Genomic DNA, 17,673 nt, shown 5'->3' with positions numbered 1-17,673 from the left:
GGCCGTACGCCCTTCCGGCTTTCCGGCCTTCTGGTCCTCCGGTACGGCGCAATTCGCGTTGTACGGTGTATGGGATCTGTTCTACGGTGTACAGCATGACGACGTCCCCCCGGGAACAGGCCCCGGCCCCGCCACAGCCCGCGGCGCCGGGCGGCCACCCGCAACGCTGGCTGATCCTCGGCGTCCTCTGCCTCGCCGTGCTCACCGTGGTACTCGACAACACCGTGCTGAACGTGGCCATCCCCTCGCTCACCCGCGAACTGGGCGCGGCCACCTCCGACATCCAGTGGATGATCAACGCCTACTCGCTCGTCCAGTCGGGTCTGCTGCTCTCGGCGGGCAGCGCGGCCGACCGCTACGGCCGTAAGAAGATGCTGGTCGCGGGCCTGGCACTGTTCGGCGTGGGCTCGCTCGTGGCCGGCCTCGCCGATTCCACGGGCCAGTTGATCGCGGCGCGGGCCGGGATGGGCGTCGGCGGCGCGCTGCTGATGACCACCGTCCTGGCCGTGGCCATCCAGATCTTCACGCCCGAGGAGCAGCCGAAGGCGATCGGCATCTGGGCCGCGGTGAACTCGCTGGGCTTCGCGGCCGGACCGCTGCTCGGCGGCTTCATGCTGGACCACTTCTGGTGGGGCGCGATCTTCCTGATCAACATTCCGGTCGCGGTGCTCGCCCTGGTGGCGGTGGTCGTGCTCGTCCCGGAGTCGAAGAACCCTCAAGGCGACCGTCCCGACCTGCTGGGCGCCGTGCTCTCCACGATCGGCATGGCCTCCCTGGTCTTCGCGATCATCTCCGGGCCCGAGCACGGCTGGACGTCCGGCCGGGTGCTGGTGACGGCGGCCGTGGCGATCGTCGTGCTGGCCGCCTTCGCGTACTGGGAGAGCCGGATCCCGTACCCCATGATCGACATGCACTTCTTCCGGAACCGGCAGTTCACGGGGGCGGTCTCGGGCGGTGTCCTCATCACCTTCGGCATGGGCGGATCGCTCTTCCTGCTCACCCAGCACATGCAGTTCGTGCTCGGCTACGAGCCCCTGGAGGCCGGCCTGCGCACGGCGCCGCTCGCCCTGATGATCGTGGCGCTGAACTTCACCGGTGTGGCGGCGAAGTGGGCCGCCCGGCTGGGAACCCCGCTCGCCATCGGGCTCGGCATGGCGGTCATGGCGGCCGGCCTGGCCTCCATCGCCACGGTGGCCTCCGGCGGCTACACCGGCACGCTGCTGGGGTTGGTGCTCATCGGCGGCGGTGCCGCGGTGGCGAGTCCGGCGATGTCACACGCGATCATGAGTGCGATTCCGCCGGAGAAGGCCGGGGTCGGCGGGGGGATCAACGGGACGGTGGCGGAGTTCGGAACCGGGCTGGGGGTCGCCGTGCTGGGGGCTTTGCTCAACTCGCGGTTCGCGGCGTTGATTCCGGTGGCGGCGACGTCTTTGCCTTCGGCGTTGGCGGCTGCGGGGTCGGCTGAGGAGAAGGCGCGTGTAACGGACGCGTTCTCCTCGGGGCTCGAGATCAGTTTGTTGGTGGGGGCGTTGGCCGTATTGCTCGGGGGGATGGTCGCGGGGGCGTTGTTGCGGCGGGCCGAGAGGGCAGACTTCGCCTGAGAGCTCGGGACATACGGTTGTCGGGCGACTGCGGGGCCGTTGTGGCTGGTCGCGCAGTTCCCCGCGCCCCTGCGGGGCGCTCCCCGCGACCGGCGATTCGAATGTCTAGGAAGGTGCGCCATGGCCAGGGCAGCCCGGCAGTCCGCGCGGACCAGCGTCTGGCTGGAAGGCAAGGAGCGTCGAGGTGGACGCGGTGGAGGCCAGCCCTCGGGGCTCGACCGGGACCGCATCACCGAGGTGACCGTACGGCTTCTGGACGCCGAGGGGCTGGCCAAGTTCTCCATGCGCCGGCTGGCCGCCGAGCTGAACGTGACCGCGATGTCCGTCTACTGGTACGTCGACACCAAGGACGACCTCCTCGAACTCGCCCTCGACGCGGCCTTCGGCGAACTCACCCTCCCCGACCCGGACACCGACGAGGACTGGCGCGACCAGCTGCGCACGCTGGCCCGTGAGTACCGCGGCCTGCTGGTGCGCCATCCCTGGCTGGCGCCCCTGATCGGCACCTACGTCAACATCGGCCCGAACAGCCTGGCCTTCTCCCGCCTGGTCCAGCGAGTCGTCCGCAGAACCGGCCTGCCCGCGCACGGCCTGGTGGCGGCCATCTCCGCCGTCTTCCAGTTCGTGTACGGCTTCGGCACGATCGAGGGCCATTTCATCGCCCGCAGCACGGCGCTCGGCATGAGTCCGGACGACTACTTCCGCCACGCGATGAGCACGGTGACCCAGTCCCCGGAGGCCGCCGACATCGTCCAGGAGTCCGCGGAACTCATGGAGGCCCGCGGCGGCGACACGGTCGAGGAGATGTGGGAGCGCGACTTCGAGTTCGCCCTCGACCTGCTGGTGGCGGGGATCGAGGCGATGGTCGAAAGGGCCGGGCACGAGTAGCGCCCCCTTGAACGGCGCACACGAACGGGCGGCGCGCTTCGACCGGATGTCGAGGCACGCCGCCCTTGGATGGGACGAGTTGCGGGGGTGACCCGCGTGGTCATGACGGCTATTTCTGGTCGGCGTTGAACTTCGCGGTCGACCAGCGGTAGCCGAGCACCGCGAGGCCCAGGCACCAGCCGACGGCGAGCCAGCCGTTGTGGCCGATCTCGGTGCCGAGCAGCAGGCCGCGCAGGGTCTCGATGGCCGGCGTGAAGGGCTGGTACTCCGCGATCGGGCGGAACCAGCCCGGCATGGAGTGCAGGGGGACGAAGGCGCTGGACAGAAGCGGCAGCAGGATCAGCGGCATCGCGGTGTTGCTCGCGGCTTCGGCGTTCGGGCTGATCAGGCCCATGCCGACCGCGATCCAGGTGAGGGCCATGGCGAAGAGAGCGAGCAGTCCGAACGCCGCGAGCCACTCCAGGACGGTGGCGTCGGTGGACCGAAAGCCGATCGCCACGGCGACGGCGCCGACGAGCACCACGCTGATGATGGACTGCAGCACGCTTCCGATGACATGTCCGATGATCACGGAGCCGCGGTGGATGGCCATCGTGCGGAAGCGGGCGATGATGCCCTCGGACATGTCGGTGGAGACGGAGACCGCGGTGCCGATCGTGGTGCTGCCGATGGTCATCAGCAGCAGGCCCGGGACGATGTAGGCGATGTACACGGAGCGGTCCGGAGCGCCGCCTCCGATGCCCACGCTCATGGTGTCGCCGAAGATGTAGACGAAGAGCAGCAACAGCATGATCGGGGTCAGCAGCAGGTTCAGCGTCAGCGACGGGTAGCGCCGGGCGTGCAGGAGGTTGCGGCGCAGCATCGTGGACGAGTCGCGCAGGGCGAGGGAGAGGGTGCTCATCGGGCGTTCTCCTTGGGCTGGTCGGGGATGGTGGCGCTGCCGGTGAGGGCGAAGAAGACGTCGTCGAGGTCGGGGGTGTGCACGGTCAGCTCGTCGGCCTCGATGCCGGCGGTGTCGAGCCGGTCGAGGAGGGAGCGCAGCTCGCGCTGGCTGCCGTCGCTGGGGAGTTGCAGGGCGAGCGCCTCGTCGTCGCGGGAGGCTTCGGTGAGTGCGGAGGCGGCGCTTCGGTACGCCGCCGGGTCGTTGAAGCGGAGCCGGACGTGTCCGCCGGGGATGAGTCGCTTGAGCTCCTCGGCGGTGCCTTCGGCGGCGATCCTGCCGTCGTTCAGCACCGCGATGCGGTCGGCGAGTTGGTCGGCCTCTTCCAGGTACTGGGTGGTGAGGAAGACGGTGACGCCGTCGGAGACGAGTTCGCGGATGATCTGCCACATGTTGTGGCGTGAGCGTGGGTCGAGACCGGTGGTCGGCTCGTCGAGGAAGATGATCCGGGGGTTGCCGACCAGGGTCATGGCGATGTCGAGGCGGCGCTTCATGCCGCCGGACTAGGTGGACGCGGGCTTCTTCGCGGCCTCGGTGAGGTCGAAGCGCTCCAGCAGCTCGGCGGCGGCCTGCCGACCCTCGAGCTTGGGCAGATGGTGCAGGTCCGCCATGAGCCACATGTTCTCCTCGCCGGTGATCAGACCGTCGACGGCGGAGAACTGTCCGGTGACACCGATCGCGGCACGCACCGCCTGGGGGTCGGCGGCCAGGTTGTGGCCGCCGATGTGGATGGCCCCCGTGCCGGGGTCGGCGGAGACGAGCGTGGACAGGATCTTCACGGCGGTGGTCTTGCCGGCGCCGTTAGGGCCGAGCAGGGAGAAGATCGTTCCCTCCGGGACGGCCAGGTCGACGCCGTCGAGGACGGTCTTGTCGCCGTAGGACTTGCGCAGCCCGTTCGCCGCGATGGCCAGGTCGGTCATGAGGAGCGCTCCTTTGTCATGGGCTGCGGATCAGAGGCTGCGGGCGGTGATGTCACCGTGGGAGGTGGTCGCGCGGATCTTCAGGCCGGGGGTGCCGTCGGCGTTCTTGAGCGCGTTGTCGATCCGGCCGTAGCCGGTGCCGGCGTCCAGGGCGGCGGAGACCCCGCGGGCGGCGCCGACCGACACGTCGCCCATCTGGGTGGTCAGCACGACCGTGCCGCGCACGGCCGCGGTGATCCGGATGTCGCCCTTCTGGGTGCTGATCTCCGCGGGGCCGCCCAGGCGGCCGACCGAGATGTCGCCGTCGAGGGTGGTGAGGCGGGCGCTGTCGGTCTCGTCGAGCTTGACCGTGGCCTGCTGGCCCTCGAACGCGACGTCGCCGAGCCGCCCCACGCCCCGGAACTCGGCGCTGGCCGCCTTCGCCTCGACGCGGGAGCCGGCGGGCAGCTGGACCGTCACCTCGATGAATCCCGAGTTGCCGAGGATGCGGTTCGTCGCCGCCGGGACCTCGATCCGCAGGACGCCGTCGTCGTAGGAGACCTCGGTCCGCTCCGCCGCCTTCACATCGCGGCCCTTGGAGGCGTCCGCGGGGAGGATCTCGACCGTGGTGTCGGCGCGGTCGGCGGCGATGAACCGGATGCGGCCCGCGGGGATGTCGAGGACGGCGGAGACCGGGGTGGGGGTGTCGAACTTCTGCATCGTGCTCTCCTGTGCTCGTTGGTGTTTCCGACACCGGAAAAGCTACGTTGCGTTCAAGAATCTGGCAACGACGTCGTTGCGCAGAAGTGACATCAATGCAGGTGAAGGCCTAGAATTCGTTGCAATGATTCTGCTTCTAATGCAACAACCCTCATCTTGGTCGTTGCAATGGATTGAGGGTGAAGGCTATGCTGGAGGCATCAAAGGAGCACGGAGGGAGATCGCGATGCCGGGAGGCAGGCTCACCCAGCAGGAACGCCAGCAGATCGCGCTGGGGCTGGCCGACGGGCTCGCCTACGCGGAGATCGCGAGGCGTCTCGACCGTCCGACCTCGACCATCACGCGCGAGGTGATGCGCAACGGCGGCCCCACCGCCTACCGCGCCGATCTGGCCCACCACGCCACCGAACGCCGCGCCCACCGGCGCAAGCAGGCCACGCCCCAAGGGCGGGAGGCGCCCGCGCAGGCGCACGGACGCGACGCCGAGGCCGTGCGCGAGTACACGGAGACGTTCACGGCCCTCTTCATGCAGCAGGGTCTGCCCAAGATGACATCCCGGGTGCTGGCCTGCCTCTACACCACCGACGCGGGCAGCCTCACCGCGTCCGAACTCGCCCAGCGCCTCGAGGTCAGCCCGGCGTCCATCTCCAAAGCGGTCACGTTCCTGGAAAACCTGGATCTCATCCGCAGGGAACGCGACGAACGCCGCCGCGACCGCTACCTCGTCGACAACGAGCTCTGGTACCAGGGGATGATCGCCGCCGCCCGGTCGCAGGCCCAGCTCGCGGAGACCGCACGGCAGGGCGTCGGCATCCTCGGCCCCGGCACCCCGGCCGCCGTCCGCCTGGAGAACATCGCCCGCTTCGTCGACTTCGTGGGCGAGAGCATGATCCGCGCCGCGGAGCAGGCCCGTGAGGTCCTGTTCACGGCCGACCGGGCGACGGAAGCGTGAGCCTCAGTCCCCCTCGACAGCCTCAGTCCCCCTCGACCAGCCGCGCCGGGAACCCACCGGTCGCCACCGGTCCCCACTTCCGCGGAGTGAGCCGAATGATCGACTTCCCCTGCTTCAGCATCGCCGCCCGGTACTCGTCCCAGTCCGGATGCTCCCCGGCGATGTTCCGGTAGTACTCCACGAGCGGCTCGACGGACTCCGGCGAGTCGATCACCTCGGCGGAACCGTCGATCTGCACCCACGGCCCGTTCCAGTCGTCGCTCAGCACGACCAGGCTGATGCGCTCGTCCCGCTTGGCGTTGCGCGTCTTGGCCCGCTCGGGATACGTGGAGACCACGATCCGCCCCGAGTCGTCGACCCCGCAGGTCAACGGCGAGGCCTGCGGGCTGCCGTCGGCCCGCCGGGTGAGCAGGATGGCGCGGTGCCGGGGGCGTACGAAGTCCAGCAGGTCTTCGAGCGAGACGCGGGTGTTCGTCGCGATGTTCGGTGCCATGGTCGTCAGCCTAGGGGCCGGCGGGCCCTCTCAGCCTGACCCTGCCGTGACTACCCTTGCGGCAGCGACTCCCCCTGCACCGCCTGAATGTCCAGCTCCACCTTCAGCGTCGTACCGATCGCCGCGATCCCCGCCTGCACCACCTGGTTGTAGTTCATGGCGAAGTCGTCCCGGTGCAGCTCCGTCGTCGCGCGGAACGCCGCCCGCGTCCCGCCCCACGGGTCGGCACCCGTCCCGAGGTAGGCCAGGTCGAGGTCCACCGGTCGCACGACACCGTGCATGGTCAGCTCGCCGTGCACCGTCCAGCGGTCGGTGCCCGTGGCCGCCGTGAGCCCCGTCGAGCGATATGTGATCTCGGGGTACTTCTCGACGTCCAGGAAATCCGGCGACTTCAGATGTCCGTCCCGCATGCCGTTCCCCGTGTCGATCGAGCCGGCCCGGATCACCGCCTCCACACGGGACTTGGTGACGTCGTCCGGCGCGATCTCGATGGCGCCGGAGAACTGGGTGAAACGACCGTGCACGCTCGAGATGCCCAGGTGCTGGGCTACGGCGGCCACGCTGGAGTGCGCCGGGTCGACGGTCCACGGTCCGGGCGGCGGCAGCTCGGTGCCGCCCCGGCGGGCCAGCGTCAAGGTGCCGACCTCGGCGCGGCCGCTCGCGGTGACGATCGCGCTCGCGGCGGCGGGCGCGTAGCCGACGGCGGTGACGATGACGGTGTACGCCCCCGCAGGCAGCGGATTCGCGTCCCGTACGGCCCCCTCCGCGTCCGCCTCCGCCCGCAGCACCTGCGTTCCGGTCATGTCCGTCACCGTGACGACCGCGTGCGACACGGCCCAACCGTCCCGGGTACGGATCCTCGCGGTCAGTCCCATCTCACGTACTCCTCAGAAGAAAGTCCCAAAGAAACCGGCCCGCGGCGCCGGCGCACCTCCGCTCAGAGCGCGCCGCCCGCCACGGGCCGGAGTTCGACTACTCGCCTGGATGGGCGAGTTCGACGTCGTGGTCGTCGACCCCACGACCGGTCACCGTCAGCGCGGTCGCCACCGGCGGGTAGCCCGTCGCGATGACCGTGTACTCGCCGCCGTCCAGGTCGGTGAAGGCGTACGCCCCGTCCGGACCGGTCGTCGCCGTGCCCACGACGTTGCCCGCGGCGTCCACCAACGTGACCCGCGCGTCGGCCAGCGGCCCGTGCGGCGCCCGTACGACGCCCTGGACCTGCGCACCGGCCTCCAGGTCGACCTCGATCCGGGTGACCCCGGTGCCGCCGACCTCGACGGGCAGGGCGCGCGGCCGGTAGCCGGCGGCGTTCACCGCGACGGTCACGGCACCCGGCACCAGCTCGGCGAAGCTGAACTCGCCCTGCTCACCGGTGGCGGCGGTGGCCAGCAGGTCCCCGCGCACATCGGTCACGATCACCATCGCGTCCTTCACCGGCAGCGCGCTCTGCACCGTGCGGACCACACCGTTCAGCCCACTGGTGCCGCTGAGCAGGACGTCGTAGGCCACCGGCTCGTCGCCGTTCACGACGATCGTGGACGCCTGCGGCTGGAAGCCGTCGGCGGAGGCGATCAGGACGTACGAGCCCGCGCCCGGCGCGTCCACCGCGTAGGAACCGTCGGCCTGCGCGACCGAGCGGCCCAGCTGCCGTCCGGCCAGCGAGATCAGCGTGACCGCCGCCTGCGGCACCGGCGCGCTCTCGGCGCCCCGCACGAAGCCACGGACCGGGACACCGCCGGACGCACCGCCGCTCTCCTCGGCGCGGGCCACCGTGGCCACGGCGGCGAGCTGCTGCGTGCCCTCGGGAGCGGCCTCGGTCTCGACGGACGTGACGGCCCAGCTCGGCACCCGCTCCTGCGCCGCGGCCGGCGCGACCGCCGGGGTCTCGGCCGGCGCCGGGTTCTCGGCCTCGGCGGCCTGTGCCAGGGCCCCCTTGGTCTTCAGCGGGACCTCCTTGATGAACAGCGCGAACAGCAGGGCGAGGAAGGCGATCGGCGCGGCGTACAGGAAGACGTCGGCGACGCCGTGGCCGTACGCGCTCTCGATGACCGTGCGCACCGGTCCGGGCAGCGCGTCGAGGTCGGGGATCTCACCGTGGCCGGAGGAGCCCTGCACGCCGAGCTTGGTGAGGCCCTCCTCGGCGTAGTGGGTGATGCGGTGGCTCAGAACCGCGCCCAGCGCCGAGACGCCCATGGCGCCGCCGAGGGAGCGGAAGAAGTTCACGACCGAGCTCGCGACGCCCAGGTCGCTCGGGGCGACCTGGTTCTGGGTGGCGAGGACCAGGTTCTGCATCATCATGCCGACGCCGAGACCCAGCAGGGCCATGAAGATCGCGACGTGCCAGTACTCGGTGTCGTAGCGGATCGTGCCCAGCAGTCCGAGGCCCGCCGTCACCAGCACACCGCCGGCCAGCAGCCACGCCTTCCAGCGGCCGGTGCGGGTGATGACCTGGCCGGAGACGGTCGAGGAGATGAACAGGCCGACGATCATCGGGATGGTCAGGACGCCGGACATGGTCGGCGACTCGTTGCGCGCCAGCTGGAAGTACTGGCTGAAGAAGATCGTGCCCGCGAACATCGCGATGCCGACGAACAGGGAGGCCAGCGAGGCGAGGGTGATGGTGCGGTTGCGGAACAGGCGCAGCGGGATGATCGGCTCGCTCGCCCTGGCCTCCACGAGGATGAAGATCAGCAGCAGTGCCAGCGCGCCACCGGTCATCGCGCCGGTCTGCCAGGACAGCCAGTCGTACTTGTCACCGGCGAAGGTCACCCAGACCAGCAGCAGGCAGACCGCGGCGGTGATGAAGAAGGCGCCGGACCAGTCGACCTTGACCTTCCGCCGGACCACCGGCAGGTGCAGGGTGCGCTGGAGCACGATCAGGGCGACGACGGCGAAGGGCACGCCGACGTAGAAGCACCAGCGCCAGCCGAGCCAGTCGGTGTCGGTGATGACGCCGCCGATCAGCGGGCCGCCGACCATCGCGGTGGCGAAGGTGGCGCCGAGGTAGCCGTTGTACCGGCCGCGCTCACGCGGCGAGATCATCGCGGCCAGGATGATCTGCGCCAGCGACGACAGACCGCCCATGCCGATGCCCTGCACCGCACGGAACGCGATGAGCATGCCGGAGTTCTGCGACAGACCGGCCAGCGCGGAGCCGGCCACGAAGATGACCAGGGCCAGCTGTATCAGCAGCTTCTTGGAGAAGAGGTCGGCCAGCTTGCCCCACAGCGGGGTGGACGCGGTCATCGCCAGCAGCGACGCGGTGACCACCCAGGTGTAGGCGCTCTGGCCGCCGCCGAGGTCCTTGATGATGTCGGGCAGGGCGTTGGAGACGATCGTCGACGACAGGATCGCGACGAACATGCCGAGCAGCAGCCCGGTCAGCGCTTCCATGATCTGCCGGTGCGACATGGGAGTGCCGTCCCCGGCTCCGCTCCCGTGCTTGGCGTGGGCCCGCACACCGGCTGGTGTGGTCGTTGCCATGAAGTTCCTTTTCCTACTGGGTGATCGCGGGTGTACGGCAGTCGTCGAAGCTGGCCCTCAGCCGGGCCATGAGCCGGGTGAGCGCCTCGACCTCGTCGTCGGTCCAGTCGCTCAGCCGCTCGGCGAGCAGTTGTGTGGTCCGCCGGGACATCTCCCGGACGCGGTCCTCGCCGGCCGGAGTGAGGCGGAGGATGCGGCTTCGCTTGTCCGCCGGATCGGGGGAGCGCTCGATCCAGCCGCGCTCGGCGACGTGGGTGACATGGCGGCTGGTGACCGACATGTCCACGGCGAGCAGCTCCGCGAGCTTGCTCATGCGCATCTCTCCGTGGCGGGCCAGCAACGTCAGTACGGCGGCGGAACCGGCTGGGCAGTCGGACGGCAACGTCCGTCCCATCTCCCGTTTCACGGCGCCGAAGGCGCTGAACTGGCGGACCAGCTCCTCGTACTGCGCCTGCTCGGCCATCACACCCCCCCCGCTCTTTGTTGCTTAGGGCAACCATAGAAGCATTTGGTTGCTACAGGCAAACAAAGGGATCGAGGGCGGCGCAAAAACTTGGCAAAGGCAAGTATTGCGACCGTAAATGTGCAGGTGGGGTGGGTCCTGTGCCCCCCTGTGCAGGCCCGGAGCCCCCACTTGGGCCGAACGGACGGATTCGCTAGGGTCTCTGGCCATGGCTAACACCCAGGGCCCCCAGGGCAACCACGACCCCGCAGGCAGCACCCAGATGTTCCGTGCGTTCGTCGACGAGGGCCCGCAGGGCGGTCGTCAGCAGGCGGCCGCATCCTCCGGTCCGCGCATCGGCCTGATCGTCGGCGTGATCGTCGCCGTGGCGATCGTGGCGGCGGTGGCCTGGCTGGCGCTCAAGTAGTCGTCGCCGGGTTCACTTCCACCGGACGGAGACGTCCCGCGTCTCGATGTGCATGCCGAGCGGCACCCGCCAGGCGTCCACGCACACCGTCCAGGTCTTCTCCTTGCGTGCCCCGGCTCCGATCGGCGCCGGGAGCTTCCGCGTCGACTCGATCGTCGCCCAGTCGATGCCGAGCGCGCCGATGATGTGGGTGCCGAAGGTCACGGTGCCCGAACGCACGGCCGTACCACCCGAGTTGTGGAGGCCGAGGGTCACCTTCTCGCACCAGCGCTCGTCCGTGGGCTCCCGTTCGGGGTCGCTCACGGTGAGCTTCGCGGGCGCGTGGGCGGGTGCGGAGGTCGAGGCCCCGGCTGAACTGGTGGGCGGGGTGGCCGAGTCGGAGGGTGTGGCCGCGGGGCTGTGGGTGTCGCTCGGGGAGCGGGCAGGACTCTCCGTCCCTTCGCGCCCCGTTCCCTGAGAGGACGCCGGCGCCCGACTCCCGCCCTGCCCGGGGGAATTGCCGGAGCCGCCGGCTTCACCGCCGCGACTTTCACCGCCGGCGCTGACGCCGCCGCTCTCCGGTCCGTCGAGCGGCACCAGCGTCACCTCGTCCGTCGGCGCGACAGCCGTCCCCGAGACGCGGGGCGGTCCGCCCGCCGCCCCCGTGGCGACGTAGCCGTCACGGTCCCCGCCGCCTCCGCACGCGGCGAGCATCCCGCCCAGGCAGACGACGGCCGCCGACGCGCCGATCAGGGCGCACCGACGGCCAGGTGTCGAGGTCGTCCATGTCCGGCGAAGCATCCGGCCATGGTGGCTGACGCTCCGTCAAATATGAAGGGGTCAGTCGGAGATGAGACCCTCGCGCAGCTGCGCCAGCGTCCGGGTCAGCAGCCGGGAGACATGCATCTGGGAGATGCCGACCTCCTCGCCGATCTGCGACTGGGTCATGTTGGCGAAGAAGCGCAGCATGATGATCCGCCGCTCGCGGGGCGGCAGTTTGGCCAGCAGGGGCTTGAGGGACTCGCGGTACTCGACCCCCTCCAGCGCCGTGTCCTCGTAGCCCAGCCGGTCGGCCAGGGAGCCCTCGCCGCCGTCGTCCTCCGGGGCCGGGGAGTCCAGCGAGGAGGCCGTGTAGGCGTTGCCGACCGCGAGGCCGTCGACGACGTCCTCCTCGGACACACCGAGCACGGCGGCGAGTTCGGTCACCGTCGGGGAGCGGTCCAGCTTCTGGGAGAGCTCGTCGCTGGCCTTGGTGAGGGCCAGGCGCAGCTCCTGCAGGCGGCGCGGGACGCGCACCGACCAGGACGTGTCCCGGAAGAAGCGCTTGATCTCGCCCACGACCGTCGGCATCGCGAACGTCGGGAACTCCACGCCCCGTTCGCAGTCGAAGCGGTCGATCGCCTTGATCAGGCCGATGGTGCCGACCTGGACGATGTCCTCCATCGGCTCGTTGCGGGAGCGGAATCGGGCGGCCGCGTAGCGCACGAGCGGGAGGTTGAGCTCGATCAGGGTGTCCCGGACGTAGGCACGCTCGGGGCTGTTCTCGTCCAGTGCGGCGAGCCGCAGGAACAGGGAGCGGGAGAGGGTGCGGGTGTCGAGATTCGCCGAGGCCGGCCAGGCCGGGACGTCGGCGGCCGGGAGGGCCGGAGCATCGGCGGCCTCCAGGGCCGGTACGTCGTCGAGCGCGGCGTCGGGCGCGGACTCGCTCTTCGTGAGCGTGAGCACCTTCGAGCTGCCCTGGTCTGCGGACATGCCACCCCCTTTGGGTCGCGGGACGGTCGTGGCGAACGCTCCGATCGAGGAACGCCAGCCTTCACCTGAATACCGGAGCCGAAGCCACGGCAAACGCGCTTCCCGAAGAATGTCACATGTCGGCAACACGCTGTAGTGACATGTCGACATGTGAGACTCGAATCCGCCCTGGATAAAGGGGGTCTGACGGTATTTCGGGCCTGAACTGTCGGGATCCGCCCTGGTGAGCGATTCGCTCGCGACGGTGACCGCTCGATCCTGTATGCGGTTACGCGTCGATCCGGTTCGCCGAACGCAGCCGCTGGAAGCTACGCGCGAGTAGCCTCGAAACGTGCATCTGGGATACCCCGAGTTCCGCACTGATTTGCGACTGGGTGAGGTTGCTGTAGTACCGCAACAGAAGGATTCTCTGCTCGCGTTCGGGGAGTTGCACCAGCAGATGCCGTACGAGGTCCCGGTGCTCCACGCCGTCCAGGGCCGGGTCCTCGTAGCCGAGCCGGTCCAGCAGTCCGGGCAGCCCGTCGCCCTCCTGGGCGGCCTCCAGCGAGGTGGCGTGGTACGACCGCCCGGCCTCGATGCAGGAGAGCACCTCGTCCTCGGTGATGCGCAGCCGCTCGGCGATCTCGGAGGTCGTCGGGGTCCGTCCGAAGGCGGTGGTCAGGTCCTCGCTCGCGCTGTTGACCTGGACCCACAGCTCGTGCAGCCGGCGCGGCACATGGACCGTGCGGACGTTGTCCCGGAAGTACCGCTTGATCTCGCCGACGACCGTCGGCATGGCGAACGTCGGGAACTGCACGCCCCGGTCCGGGTCGAAGCGGTCGATGGCGTTGATGAGCCCGATCGTGCCGACCTGGATCACGTCCTCCATCGGCTCGTTGCGGGAGCGGAACCGGGCGGCCGCGTAGCGCACGAGCGGGAGGTTCGCCTCGATGAGCGCTCCGCGCACGCGGTTGTGCTCCGGCGTGCCCGGCTCCAACTCCTTGAGCTCCCCGAAGAGCACCTGGGTGAGCGCCCGGGTGTCGGCACCGCGGCTGCGGGGCGGCGGGGACGCGGGAGGCTCCTCCTGGGTCGGGGCTTGAGGCGCAGTACTGGCCGGCACGGTCAACTCCACCTCGTGATCCATCAACTCATCCGTCAAAAGCGGTCATAGCATCACAAGACAGTTCATTGTGTTCAAGTACCGCATAATCCCGTGTTGGCGACCAAAGGCCGCGTAAGACACGCGAAAGCCCCCCGCCGTTCCGGCGGAGGGCTTCATGGGGGTCGGGGCACCGCCCGGCTCAGAATTCGTAGTCGGCGATCACCCAGGTGGCGAACTCCCGCCACAGCGCGACGCCCGCCTGGTGCTCGGGGTGCTCCGCGTACACGCGCAGGGCGGCCGCGTCGTCGAAGGCGGAGTTGATGGCGAAGTCGTAGGCGATGGGGCGGTCGCTGAGGTTCCAGCCGAGCTCCCAGTGCCGGATCTCGGGGATCTTGCCCTCCAGCGAGCGGAAGGCCTTCTCGCCCTCCACGACGCGCGGGTCGTCGCGCTCGACGCCCTCGCCGAGCTTGAAGAGGACCAGGTGGCGGATCATGGGTACTCCCTAGCTGTCGCCTCCGTTGGCGATCCACGTCATGAAGTCGCCGATGGCCTTGGCGGCGTCCGAAATGCCCTCGAACCCTACCTGGACGTAGTCCGCCGCCTTGGCCGGGTCCGTGATGATCACGTAGAGCGCGAAGACCGCGAGCACATAGACGGCGATCTTCTTGGAATTCACCGCCATCGCGGCCTCCCCTGTGGCTGCTGTGCTGTGACTGCCATGACTGCCGTGCCGAATGAGTCGAAAGAGCCGAAAGGGCCCCGTGTTACCGGCGGTGAGTGTAACCTTCGCGCCTCACGGGAGATCAACAGCACGAAGGGCCCCGTCCTCGGACGGGGCCCCTCTTCAGCGGTAGCGGAGGGATTTGAACCCTCGGTGACTTGCGCCACACTCGCTTTCGAGGCGAGCTCCTTCGGCCGCTCGGACACGCTACCGAGGGAGACCTTACAGCACGCCGGGCCATGCTCAGAAATCGGTATTCACGGAGCTCGTACGCCCGGCCCGGCTCACCGCGCCCGGAAGAACTCGGTGAGAATCCGGGCGCAGTCCTCGGCGAGGACGCCCTCGATCACCTCGGGCCGGTGGTTGAGCCGCCTGTCGCGTACGACGTCCCAGAGGGAGCCCGCAGCGCCGGCCTTCTCGTCCCGGGCGCCGTAGACGACCCGGTCCACCCGGGACTGCACGAGCGCACCGGCACACATGGTGCAGGGCTCCAGCGTGACGACGAGCGTGCAGCCGGACAGCCGCCACTCCCCGAGCTCGGCCGCGGCCCGCCGGATCGCCAGCACCTCGGCGTGCGCGGTCGGATCGCCGGTCGCCTCGCGCTCGTTGTGACCGGCGCCGAGCACGGTCGTGCCGTCGGCGGACAGCACGACCGCGCCGACCGGGACGTCCCCGCCCAGGACGGCCAGCCGGGCCTCGTCCAGGGCGAGCCGCATCGCGGCCCGCCAGCGGTCGCGTACGGGGTCGGGCGGCTCGGCCGCCGACCCCTGCCCGAACGAGGTCAGCGGACGGTCTCCAGCACCTCCGAGGCGCCCAGCGCCTCGGCGATCGTGCTGAGCGCGTCCTCCGCGTCCAGGGCCTTCAGCTCCTTCTCGCCGACGCCGAGGTCGTCGAGGATCTCGCTGTCGCCGACGGGGCTGTGCGGGACCGCGTCGGCGGAGCCGCCGTCCTCCTCGTCGTCGGAGTCGCCGTCGGGCTCCTCCGTGCCGTCGAGGTCGAGGGAGTCCAGGTCGGCGTCGTCTTCGCCGGGCTCCCTGCCGAGCAGTTCGTCGGTGAGCAGGATCTCGCCGTAGCTGCTGCGGGCGGCTGCGGCGGCGTCCGAGACGTAGATACGAGGGTCGTCCTCGCCGTCGATCCGGACGACGCCGAACCAGGCGTCCTCCTGCTCGATGAGCACCAGCACCGTGTCGTCCTCGGGCGAGGCTTCACGGGCCAGTTCGGCCAGATCCGACAGGGTCTCCACATCGTCGAGCTCTGTGTCGCTCGCTTCCCACCCGTCTTCGGTGCGCGCGAGCAGTGCGGCGAAGTACACCGTGACTCTCCCACTGGTCATAGGCGTGCCGGTTGGGGGTCCCCCCGGCGGAGGTTGGGGGCGGGGAGAGCTGTGCTCCGAGCCCACCCACTCGGAATCGTGGCAGAAACAAGGCGTTCAGGGGACGTCTTCGGCACCCTGTGTCCGGCAGTTTTGATCGCGTTGGCCCGAGGGGATCCGCGAGCACGTCCGTGAAGGACTCACCAGCACACTCGTTGCCGCCACGTGCGGATCGTACGCGGCTTTCCCGGCGTCCACGCACGCCCACCGCTCCAACGTCCCCGTTGGACGCGGATCTTCCCCGTCGCGTCGCCTCGCTCTACCAGCGGAACGTTCGCATACGCATGGCGTGGCGAAGACGGGCCGCCTTGGCGCGGCGCGGCTGGACGCGGTCCCGCAGTTCGCGGGCCTCGGTGAGCTCCCGCAGGAACTGGGCCCGGCGCCGCCGGCGCGCGGCGTCGGTCGGCTCCTGCGCGTCCTGCGCGGGATCCGTCGGCGACTCAGGATTCGGCATAGGTTCACCACCCCCTGTACGTCCCTCCCACTTTCCCTCCGATGGGCGGTTTGATGCCAGCGCACAGGTGAACGCGAGACCCTGGACTTGCCGCGCGTGGGGACGCCGGGCATACCCGGCCCGGCTAATGTTGTGGACATGCGTCTCCACGTCGTCGACCACCCTCTGGTCGCCCACAAACTCACCACGCTGCGCGACCGGCGCACCGACTCCGCGACCTTCCGCCGGCTCGCCGACGAACTGGTCACCCTGCTCGCCTACGAGGCCACGCGGGACGTGCGGACCGAAGCGGTCGACATCACGACCCCGGTCACCTCCACCACCGGCGTCAAGCTCTCCTACCCGCGTCCCCTCGTCGTGCCGATCCTGCGCGCCGGGCTCGGCATGCTGGACGGCATGGTCCGGCTGCTGCCGACCGCCGAGGTGGGCTTCATGGGCATGGTGCGCGACGAGGAGACCCTCCAGGCCTCCACGTACGCCACGCGCATGCCGGAGGATCTCTCCGGACGTCAGGTGTACGTGCTGGATCCCATGCTGGCCACGGGCGGCACGCTCGTTGCGGCGATCCAGGAGCTCATCAAGCGCGGCGCCGACGATGTGACCGCCGTGGTGCTGCTCGCCGCGCCCGAGGGCGTCGAGCTGATGGAGCGGGAGCTGGCGGGGACGCCGGTGACCGTGGTGACGGCCGCCGTCGATGACCATCTCAATGAGCACGGGTACATCGTGCCGGGGCTGGGGGATGCGGGGGATCGTCTCTACGGCGCGGCTGAGTAGGGTCGGTCGCGCCCACGCGGCGTAACCGCATATCGACGCGGCCCCGCGCCCCTGAAGGGGCGCTTCTCAGCAGCTCTTCTTGTCGGTTGGCGTCGGCTTGGGCTGCGCCAATGCCGCCAGCGCCCTGTCGGCGTCCGGCTTCTTCGCGAGGTCCTTGAAGGCGTTGCCGATGATCAGGTCCACGGTGGCGTTCTTGCGGGCGGCGTCGGTGCGGCGCTCGGCCGTCGTGAGCTGGGTGGCCAGGACCGGCAGTGAGGTGTTCAGGGACGCGGCGGGGCCGAGCAGTAGCCCGGTGCCCTTGACCTTCTTGTCGTAGGTCTTGGTCGCGTTGCCCACGTCGCCGATCTTGAAGCCGCGCTTCTTCAGCTCGTCCGCGGTTTTCTTGGCGAGCCCGCTGCGGGTCGTGGCGTTGAAGACGTTGACGGTGATGCCGCCCGGCTTGGGCAGCGGCGCGGTCGCGGTGGGCGAGGGGGTCGCCCCGATCCCGCAGCCGGACTTGGGGCCGGCCGCCGAAGCCTTGCCTCCGCCGCCCGTGAAGACGTCGATGAGCTGCAGCGTGCCCCAGCCGGCCATGCCGAGCGCGGCGGCGGAGGCGACGGCGATGACGGCGAGCCTGCCGTGCCGTCGACGCCGTCGCATCCGTGGGTATTTGTTCCCCTTGATGCGGTACTGGCCGCCCATGCCTTGGGGAGTCA

The 17,673-nt window shown here is 69.9% G+C and carries 20 protein-coding genes, 1 tRNA gene and 1 pseudogene; 5 read left to right on the top strand and 17 right to left on the bottom strand.

Translation table 11 applies throughout. The features are described 5' to 3' along the window. Positions 1-95: 95 nt before the first annotated feature. The gene (locus ACFQ6S_RS20810) at positions 96-1,601 is read left to right on the top strand and encodes an MFS transporter (protein WP_383411611.1); all 1,506 of its coding nucleotides are present in this window, start codon (positions 96-98) and stop codon (positions 1,599-1,601) included. A 120-nt stretch (positions 1,602-1,721) separates the two neighbouring features. Then, a complete protein-coding gene (locus tag ACFQ6S_RS20805; protein ID WP_383411608.1) occupies positions 1,722-2,489 on the top strand; it encodes a TetR/AcrR family transcriptional regulator in 768 nt (255 codons plus the stop codon). Positions 2,490-2,598: 109 nt separating this feature from the next. On the opposite strand, the gene ACFQ6S_RS20800 is transcribed toward ACFQ6S_RS20805, so the two are convergent. From ACFQ6S_RS20800 to ACFQ6S_RS20790, 3 genes and pseudogenes are all read right to left on the bottom strand, one after another. Further along, positions 2,599-3,390 (bottom strand): ABC transporter permease, encoded by a 792-nt coding sequence (locus tag ACFQ6S_RS20800; protein ID WP_383411605.1) that lies wholly within the window; start codon positions 3,388-3,390, stop codon positions 2,599-2,601. Continuing rightward, positions 3,387-4,349, bottom strand: a pseudogene (locus tag ACFQ6S_RS20795) (ATP-binding cassette domain-containing protein). Before ACFQ6S_RS20795 ends, ACFQ6S_RS20800 begins: the two are co-directional and overlap by 4 nt. 30 nt (positions 4,350-4,379) lie before the next feature. Then, positions 4,380-5,048, bottom strand: coding sequence for a DUF4097 family beta strand repeat-containing protein (locus tag ACFQ6S_RS20790; RefSeq protein WP_383411602.1), 669 nt, complete (start codon positions 5,046-5,048; stop codon positions 4,380-4,382). 226 nt (positions 5,049-5,274) lie between these two features. On the opposite strand from ACFQ6S_RS20790, the gene ACFQ6S_RS20785 reads away from it, so the two are divergent. Then, entirely contained in the window at positions 5,275-6,000 is a 726-nt protein-coding gene (locus tag ACFQ6S_RS20785) for a helix-turn-helix domain-containing protein (protein WP_383411599.1), read from the top strand. Between the two features lie 22 nt (positions 6,001-6,022). Here ACFQ6S_RS20785 and ACFQ6S_RS20780 read toward each other — a convergent pair whose 3' ends face one another. The 4 genes from ACFQ6S_RS20780 to ACFQ6S_RS20765 form a co-directional block, all read right to left on the bottom strand. After that, a complete protein-coding gene (locus ACFQ6S_RS20780) occupies positions 6,023-6,493 on the bottom strand; it encodes a PPOX class F420-dependent oxidoreductase (RefSeq protein WP_383411596.1) in 471 nt (156 codons plus the stop codon). A gap of 50 nt (positions 6,494-6,543) precedes the next feature. Continuing rightward, positions 6,544-7,368: a YceI family protein gene (locus tag ACFQ6S_RS20775; protein ID WP_383411593.1), complete on the bottom strand. Its 825-nt coding sequence runs from the start codon at positions 7,366-7,368 to the stop codon at positions 6,544-6,546. A gap of 97 nt (positions 7,369-7,465) precedes the next feature. Then, positions 7,466-9,976, bottom strand: coding sequence for an MFS transporter (locus tag ACFQ6S_RS20770; RefSeq protein ID WP_383411590.1), 2,511 nt, complete (start codon positions 9,974-9,976; stop codon positions 7,466-7,468). 13 nt (positions 9,977-9,989) lie between these two features. Then, positions 9,990-10,439 carry a MarR family winged helix-turn-helix transcriptional regulator gene (locus ACFQ6S_RS20765; RefSeq protein WP_383411587.1) on the bottom strand — a complete coding sequence of 150 codons (450 nt, stop codon included), beginning with the start codon at positions 10,437-10,439 and terminating at the stop codon, positions 9,990-9,992. 208 nt (positions 10,440-10,647) lie between these two features. On the opposite strand from ACFQ6S_RS20765, the gene ACFQ6S_RS20760 reads away from it, so the two are divergent. Then, complete coding sequence (locus tag ACFQ6S_RS20760; RefSeq protein WP_383411584.1) at positions 10,648-10,845, top strand: hypothetical protein; 198 nt, start codon at positions 10,648-10,650, stop codon at positions 10,843-10,845. A 12-nt stretch (positions 10,846-10,857) separates the two neighbouring features. On the opposite strand, the gene ACFQ6S_RS20755 is transcribed toward ACFQ6S_RS20760, so the two are convergent. The 9 genes from ACFQ6S_RS20755 to ACFQ6S_RS20715 all read right to left on the bottom strand — a co-directional run bounded on the left by ACFQ6S_RS20755 (position 10,858) and on the right by ACFQ6S_RS20715 (position 16,204). Then, a complete protein-coding gene (locus ACFQ6S_RS20755) occupies positions 10,858-11,625 on the bottom strand; it encodes a hypothetical protein (RefSeq protein WP_383411581.1) in 768 nt (255 codons plus the stop codon). Between the two features lie 39 nt (positions 11,626-11,664). Next, positions 11,665-12,576: an RNA polymerase sigma factor SigF gene (locus ACFQ6S_RS20750; RefSeq protein WP_383411579.1), complete on the bottom strand. Its 912-nt coding sequence runs from the start codon at positions 12,574-12,576 to the stop codon at positions 11,665-11,667. 268 nt (positions 12,577-12,844) lie between these two features. After that, on the bottom strand, positions 12,845-13,699 hold the full coding sequence (locus ACFQ6S_RS20745; protein ID WP_383411577.1) for an RNA polymerase sigma factor SigF: 855 nt from the start codon (positions 13,697-13,699) through the stop codon (positions 12,845-12,847). Between the two features lie 157 nt (positions 13,700-13,856). Next, positions 13,857-14,150, bottom strand: coding sequence for a Dabb family protein (locus tag ACFQ6S_RS20740; protein WP_383411574.1), 294 nt, complete (start codon positions 14,148-14,150; stop codon positions 13,857-13,859). Positions 14,151-14,159: 9 nt separating this feature from the next. Then, positions 14,160-14,339, bottom strand: a complete 180-nt coding sequence (locus tag ACFQ6S_RS20735) for a hypothetical protein (RefSeq protein ID WP_030952809.1) — start codon at positions 14,337-14,339, stop codon at positions 14,160-14,162. A 166-nt stretch (positions 14,340-14,505) separates the two neighbouring features. Next, positions 14,506-14,590, bottom strand: a tRNA-Ser gene (locus tag ACFQ6S_RS20730). A gap of 72 nt (positions 14,591-14,662) precedes the next feature. Then, entirely contained in the window at positions 14,663-15,094 is a 432-nt protein-coding gene (gene tadA / locus ACFQ6S_RS20725) for a tRNA adenosine(34) deaminase TadA (RefSeq protein WP_383411570.1), read from the bottom strand. Positions 15,095-15,159: 65 nt separating this feature from the next. Beyond that, complete coding sequence (locus tag ACFQ6S_RS20720; protein WP_383412950.1) at positions 15,160-15,690, bottom strand: hypothetical protein; 531 nt, start codon at positions 15,688-15,690, stop codon at positions 15,160-15,162. Between the two features lie 319 nt (positions 15,691-16,009). Next, a complete protein-coding gene (locus tag ACFQ6S_RS20715; RefSeq protein ID WP_383411567.1) occupies positions 16,010-16,204 on the bottom strand; it encodes a hypothetical protein in 195 nt (64 codons plus the stop codon). Positions 16,205-16,342: 138 nt separating this feature from the next. Between ACFQ6S_RS20715 and upp the strand changes: the two genes are divergently transcribed. Next, positions 16,343-16,978 carry a uracil phosphoribosyltransferase gene (gene upp, locus ACFQ6S_RS20710; RefSeq protein ID WP_383411565.1) on the top strand — a complete coding sequence of 212 codons (636 nt, stop codon included), beginning with the start codon at positions 16,343-16,345 and terminating at the stop codon, positions 16,976-16,978. A 66-nt stretch (positions 16,979-17,044) separates the two neighbouring features. Here the strand turns inward: upp and ACFQ6S_RS20705 are convergent, their stop codons facing one another. Further along, positions 17,045-17,659: a LytR C-terminal domain-containing protein gene (locus tag ACFQ6S_RS20705; RefSeq protein WP_383412947.1), complete on the bottom strand. Its 615-nt coding sequence runs from the start codon at positions 17,657-17,659 to the stop codon at positions 17,045-17,047. Positions 17,660-17,673 lie beyond the last annotated feature (14 nt).

Source organism: Streptomyces sp. NPDC056479, assembly GCF_042795335.1.
Taxonomy (GTDB): domain Bacteria; phylum Actinomycetota; class Actinomycetes; order Streptomycetales; family Streptomycetaceae; genus Streptomyces.
The sequence above is the reverse complement of the archived record's forward strand: the minus strand, read 5'-3'. Positions and strand labels throughout refer to the sequence as shown.

Coding starts and splice junctions, on each gene's coding strand:
- ACFQ6S_RS20810 (WP_383411611.1), top strand. CDS start 96: ATGACGACGTCCCCCCGGGAACAGGCCCCGGCCCCGCCACAGCCCGCG.
- ACFQ6S_RS20765 (WP_383411587.1), bottom strand. CDS start 10,439: ATGGCCGAGCAGGCGCAGTACGAGGAGCTGGTCCGCCAGTTCAGCGCC.
- tadA (WP_383411570.1), bottom strand. CDS start 15,094: ATGCGGCTCGCCCTGGACGAGGCCCGGCTGGCCGTCCTGGGCGGGGAC.
- ACFQ6S_RS20735 (WP_030952809.1), bottom strand. CDS start 14,339: ATGGCGGTGAATTCCAAGAAGATCGCCGTCTATGTGCTCGCGGTCTTC.
- upp (WP_383411565.1), top strand. CDS start 16,343: ATGCGTCTCCACGTCGTCGACCACCCTCTGGTCGCCCACAAACTCACC.
- ACFQ6S_RS20740 (WP_383411574.1), bottom strand. CDS start 14,150: ATGATCCGCCACCTGGTCCTCTTCAAGCTCGGCGAGGGCGTCGAGCGC.
- ACFQ6S_RS20770 (WP_383411590.1), bottom strand. CDS start 9,976: ATGGCAACGACCACACCAGCCGGTGTGCGGGCCCACGCCAAGCACGGG.
- ACFQ6S_RS20760 (WP_383411584.1), top strand. CDS start 10,648: ATGGCTAACACCCAGGGCCCCCAGGGCAACCACGACCCCGCAGGCAGC.
- ACFQ6S_RS20750 (WP_383411579.1), bottom strand. CDS start 12,576: ATGTCCGCAGACCAGGGCAGCTCGAAGGTGCTCACGCTCACGAAGAGC.
- ACFQ6S_RS20705 (WP_383412947.1), bottom strand. CDS start 17,659: ATGGGCGGCCAGTACCGCATCAAGGGGAACAAATACCCACGGATGCGA.
- ACFQ6S_RS20805 (WP_383411608.1), top strand. CDS start 1,722: ATGGCCAGGGCAGCCCGGCAGTCCGCGCGGACCAGCGTCTGGCTGGAA.
- ACFQ6S_RS20785 (WP_383411599.1), top strand. CDS start 5,275: ATGCCGGGAGGCAGGCTCACCCAGCAGGAACGCCAGCAGATCGCGCTG.
- ACFQ6S_RS20800 (WP_383411605.1), bottom strand. CDS start 3,390: ATGAGCACCCTCTCCCTCGCCCTGCGCGACTCGTCCACGATGCTGCGC.
- ACFQ6S_RS20755 (WP_383411581.1), bottom strand. CDS start 11,625: ATGCTTCGCCGGACATGGACGACCTCGACACCTGGCCGTCGGTGCGCC.
- ACFQ6S_RS20715 (WP_383411567.1), bottom strand. CDS start 16,204: ATGCCGAATCCTGAGTCGCCGACGGATCCCGCGCAGGACGCGCAGGAG.
- ACFQ6S_RS20775 (WP_383411593.1), bottom strand. CDS start 7,368: ATGGGACTGACCGCGAGGATCCGTACCCGGGACGGTTGGGCCGTGTCG.
- ACFQ6S_RS20780 (WP_383411596.1), bottom strand. CDS start 6,493: ATGGCACCGAACATCGCGACGAACACCCGCGTCTCGCTCGAAGACCTG.
- ACFQ6S_RS20790 (WP_383411602.1), bottom strand. CDS start 5,048: ATGCAGAAGTTCGACACCCCCACCCCGGTCTCCGCCGTCCTCGACATC.
- ACFQ6S_RS20745 (WP_383411577.1), bottom strand. CDS start 13,699: ATGGATCACGAGGTGGAGTTGACCGTGCCGGCCAGTACTGCGCCTCAA.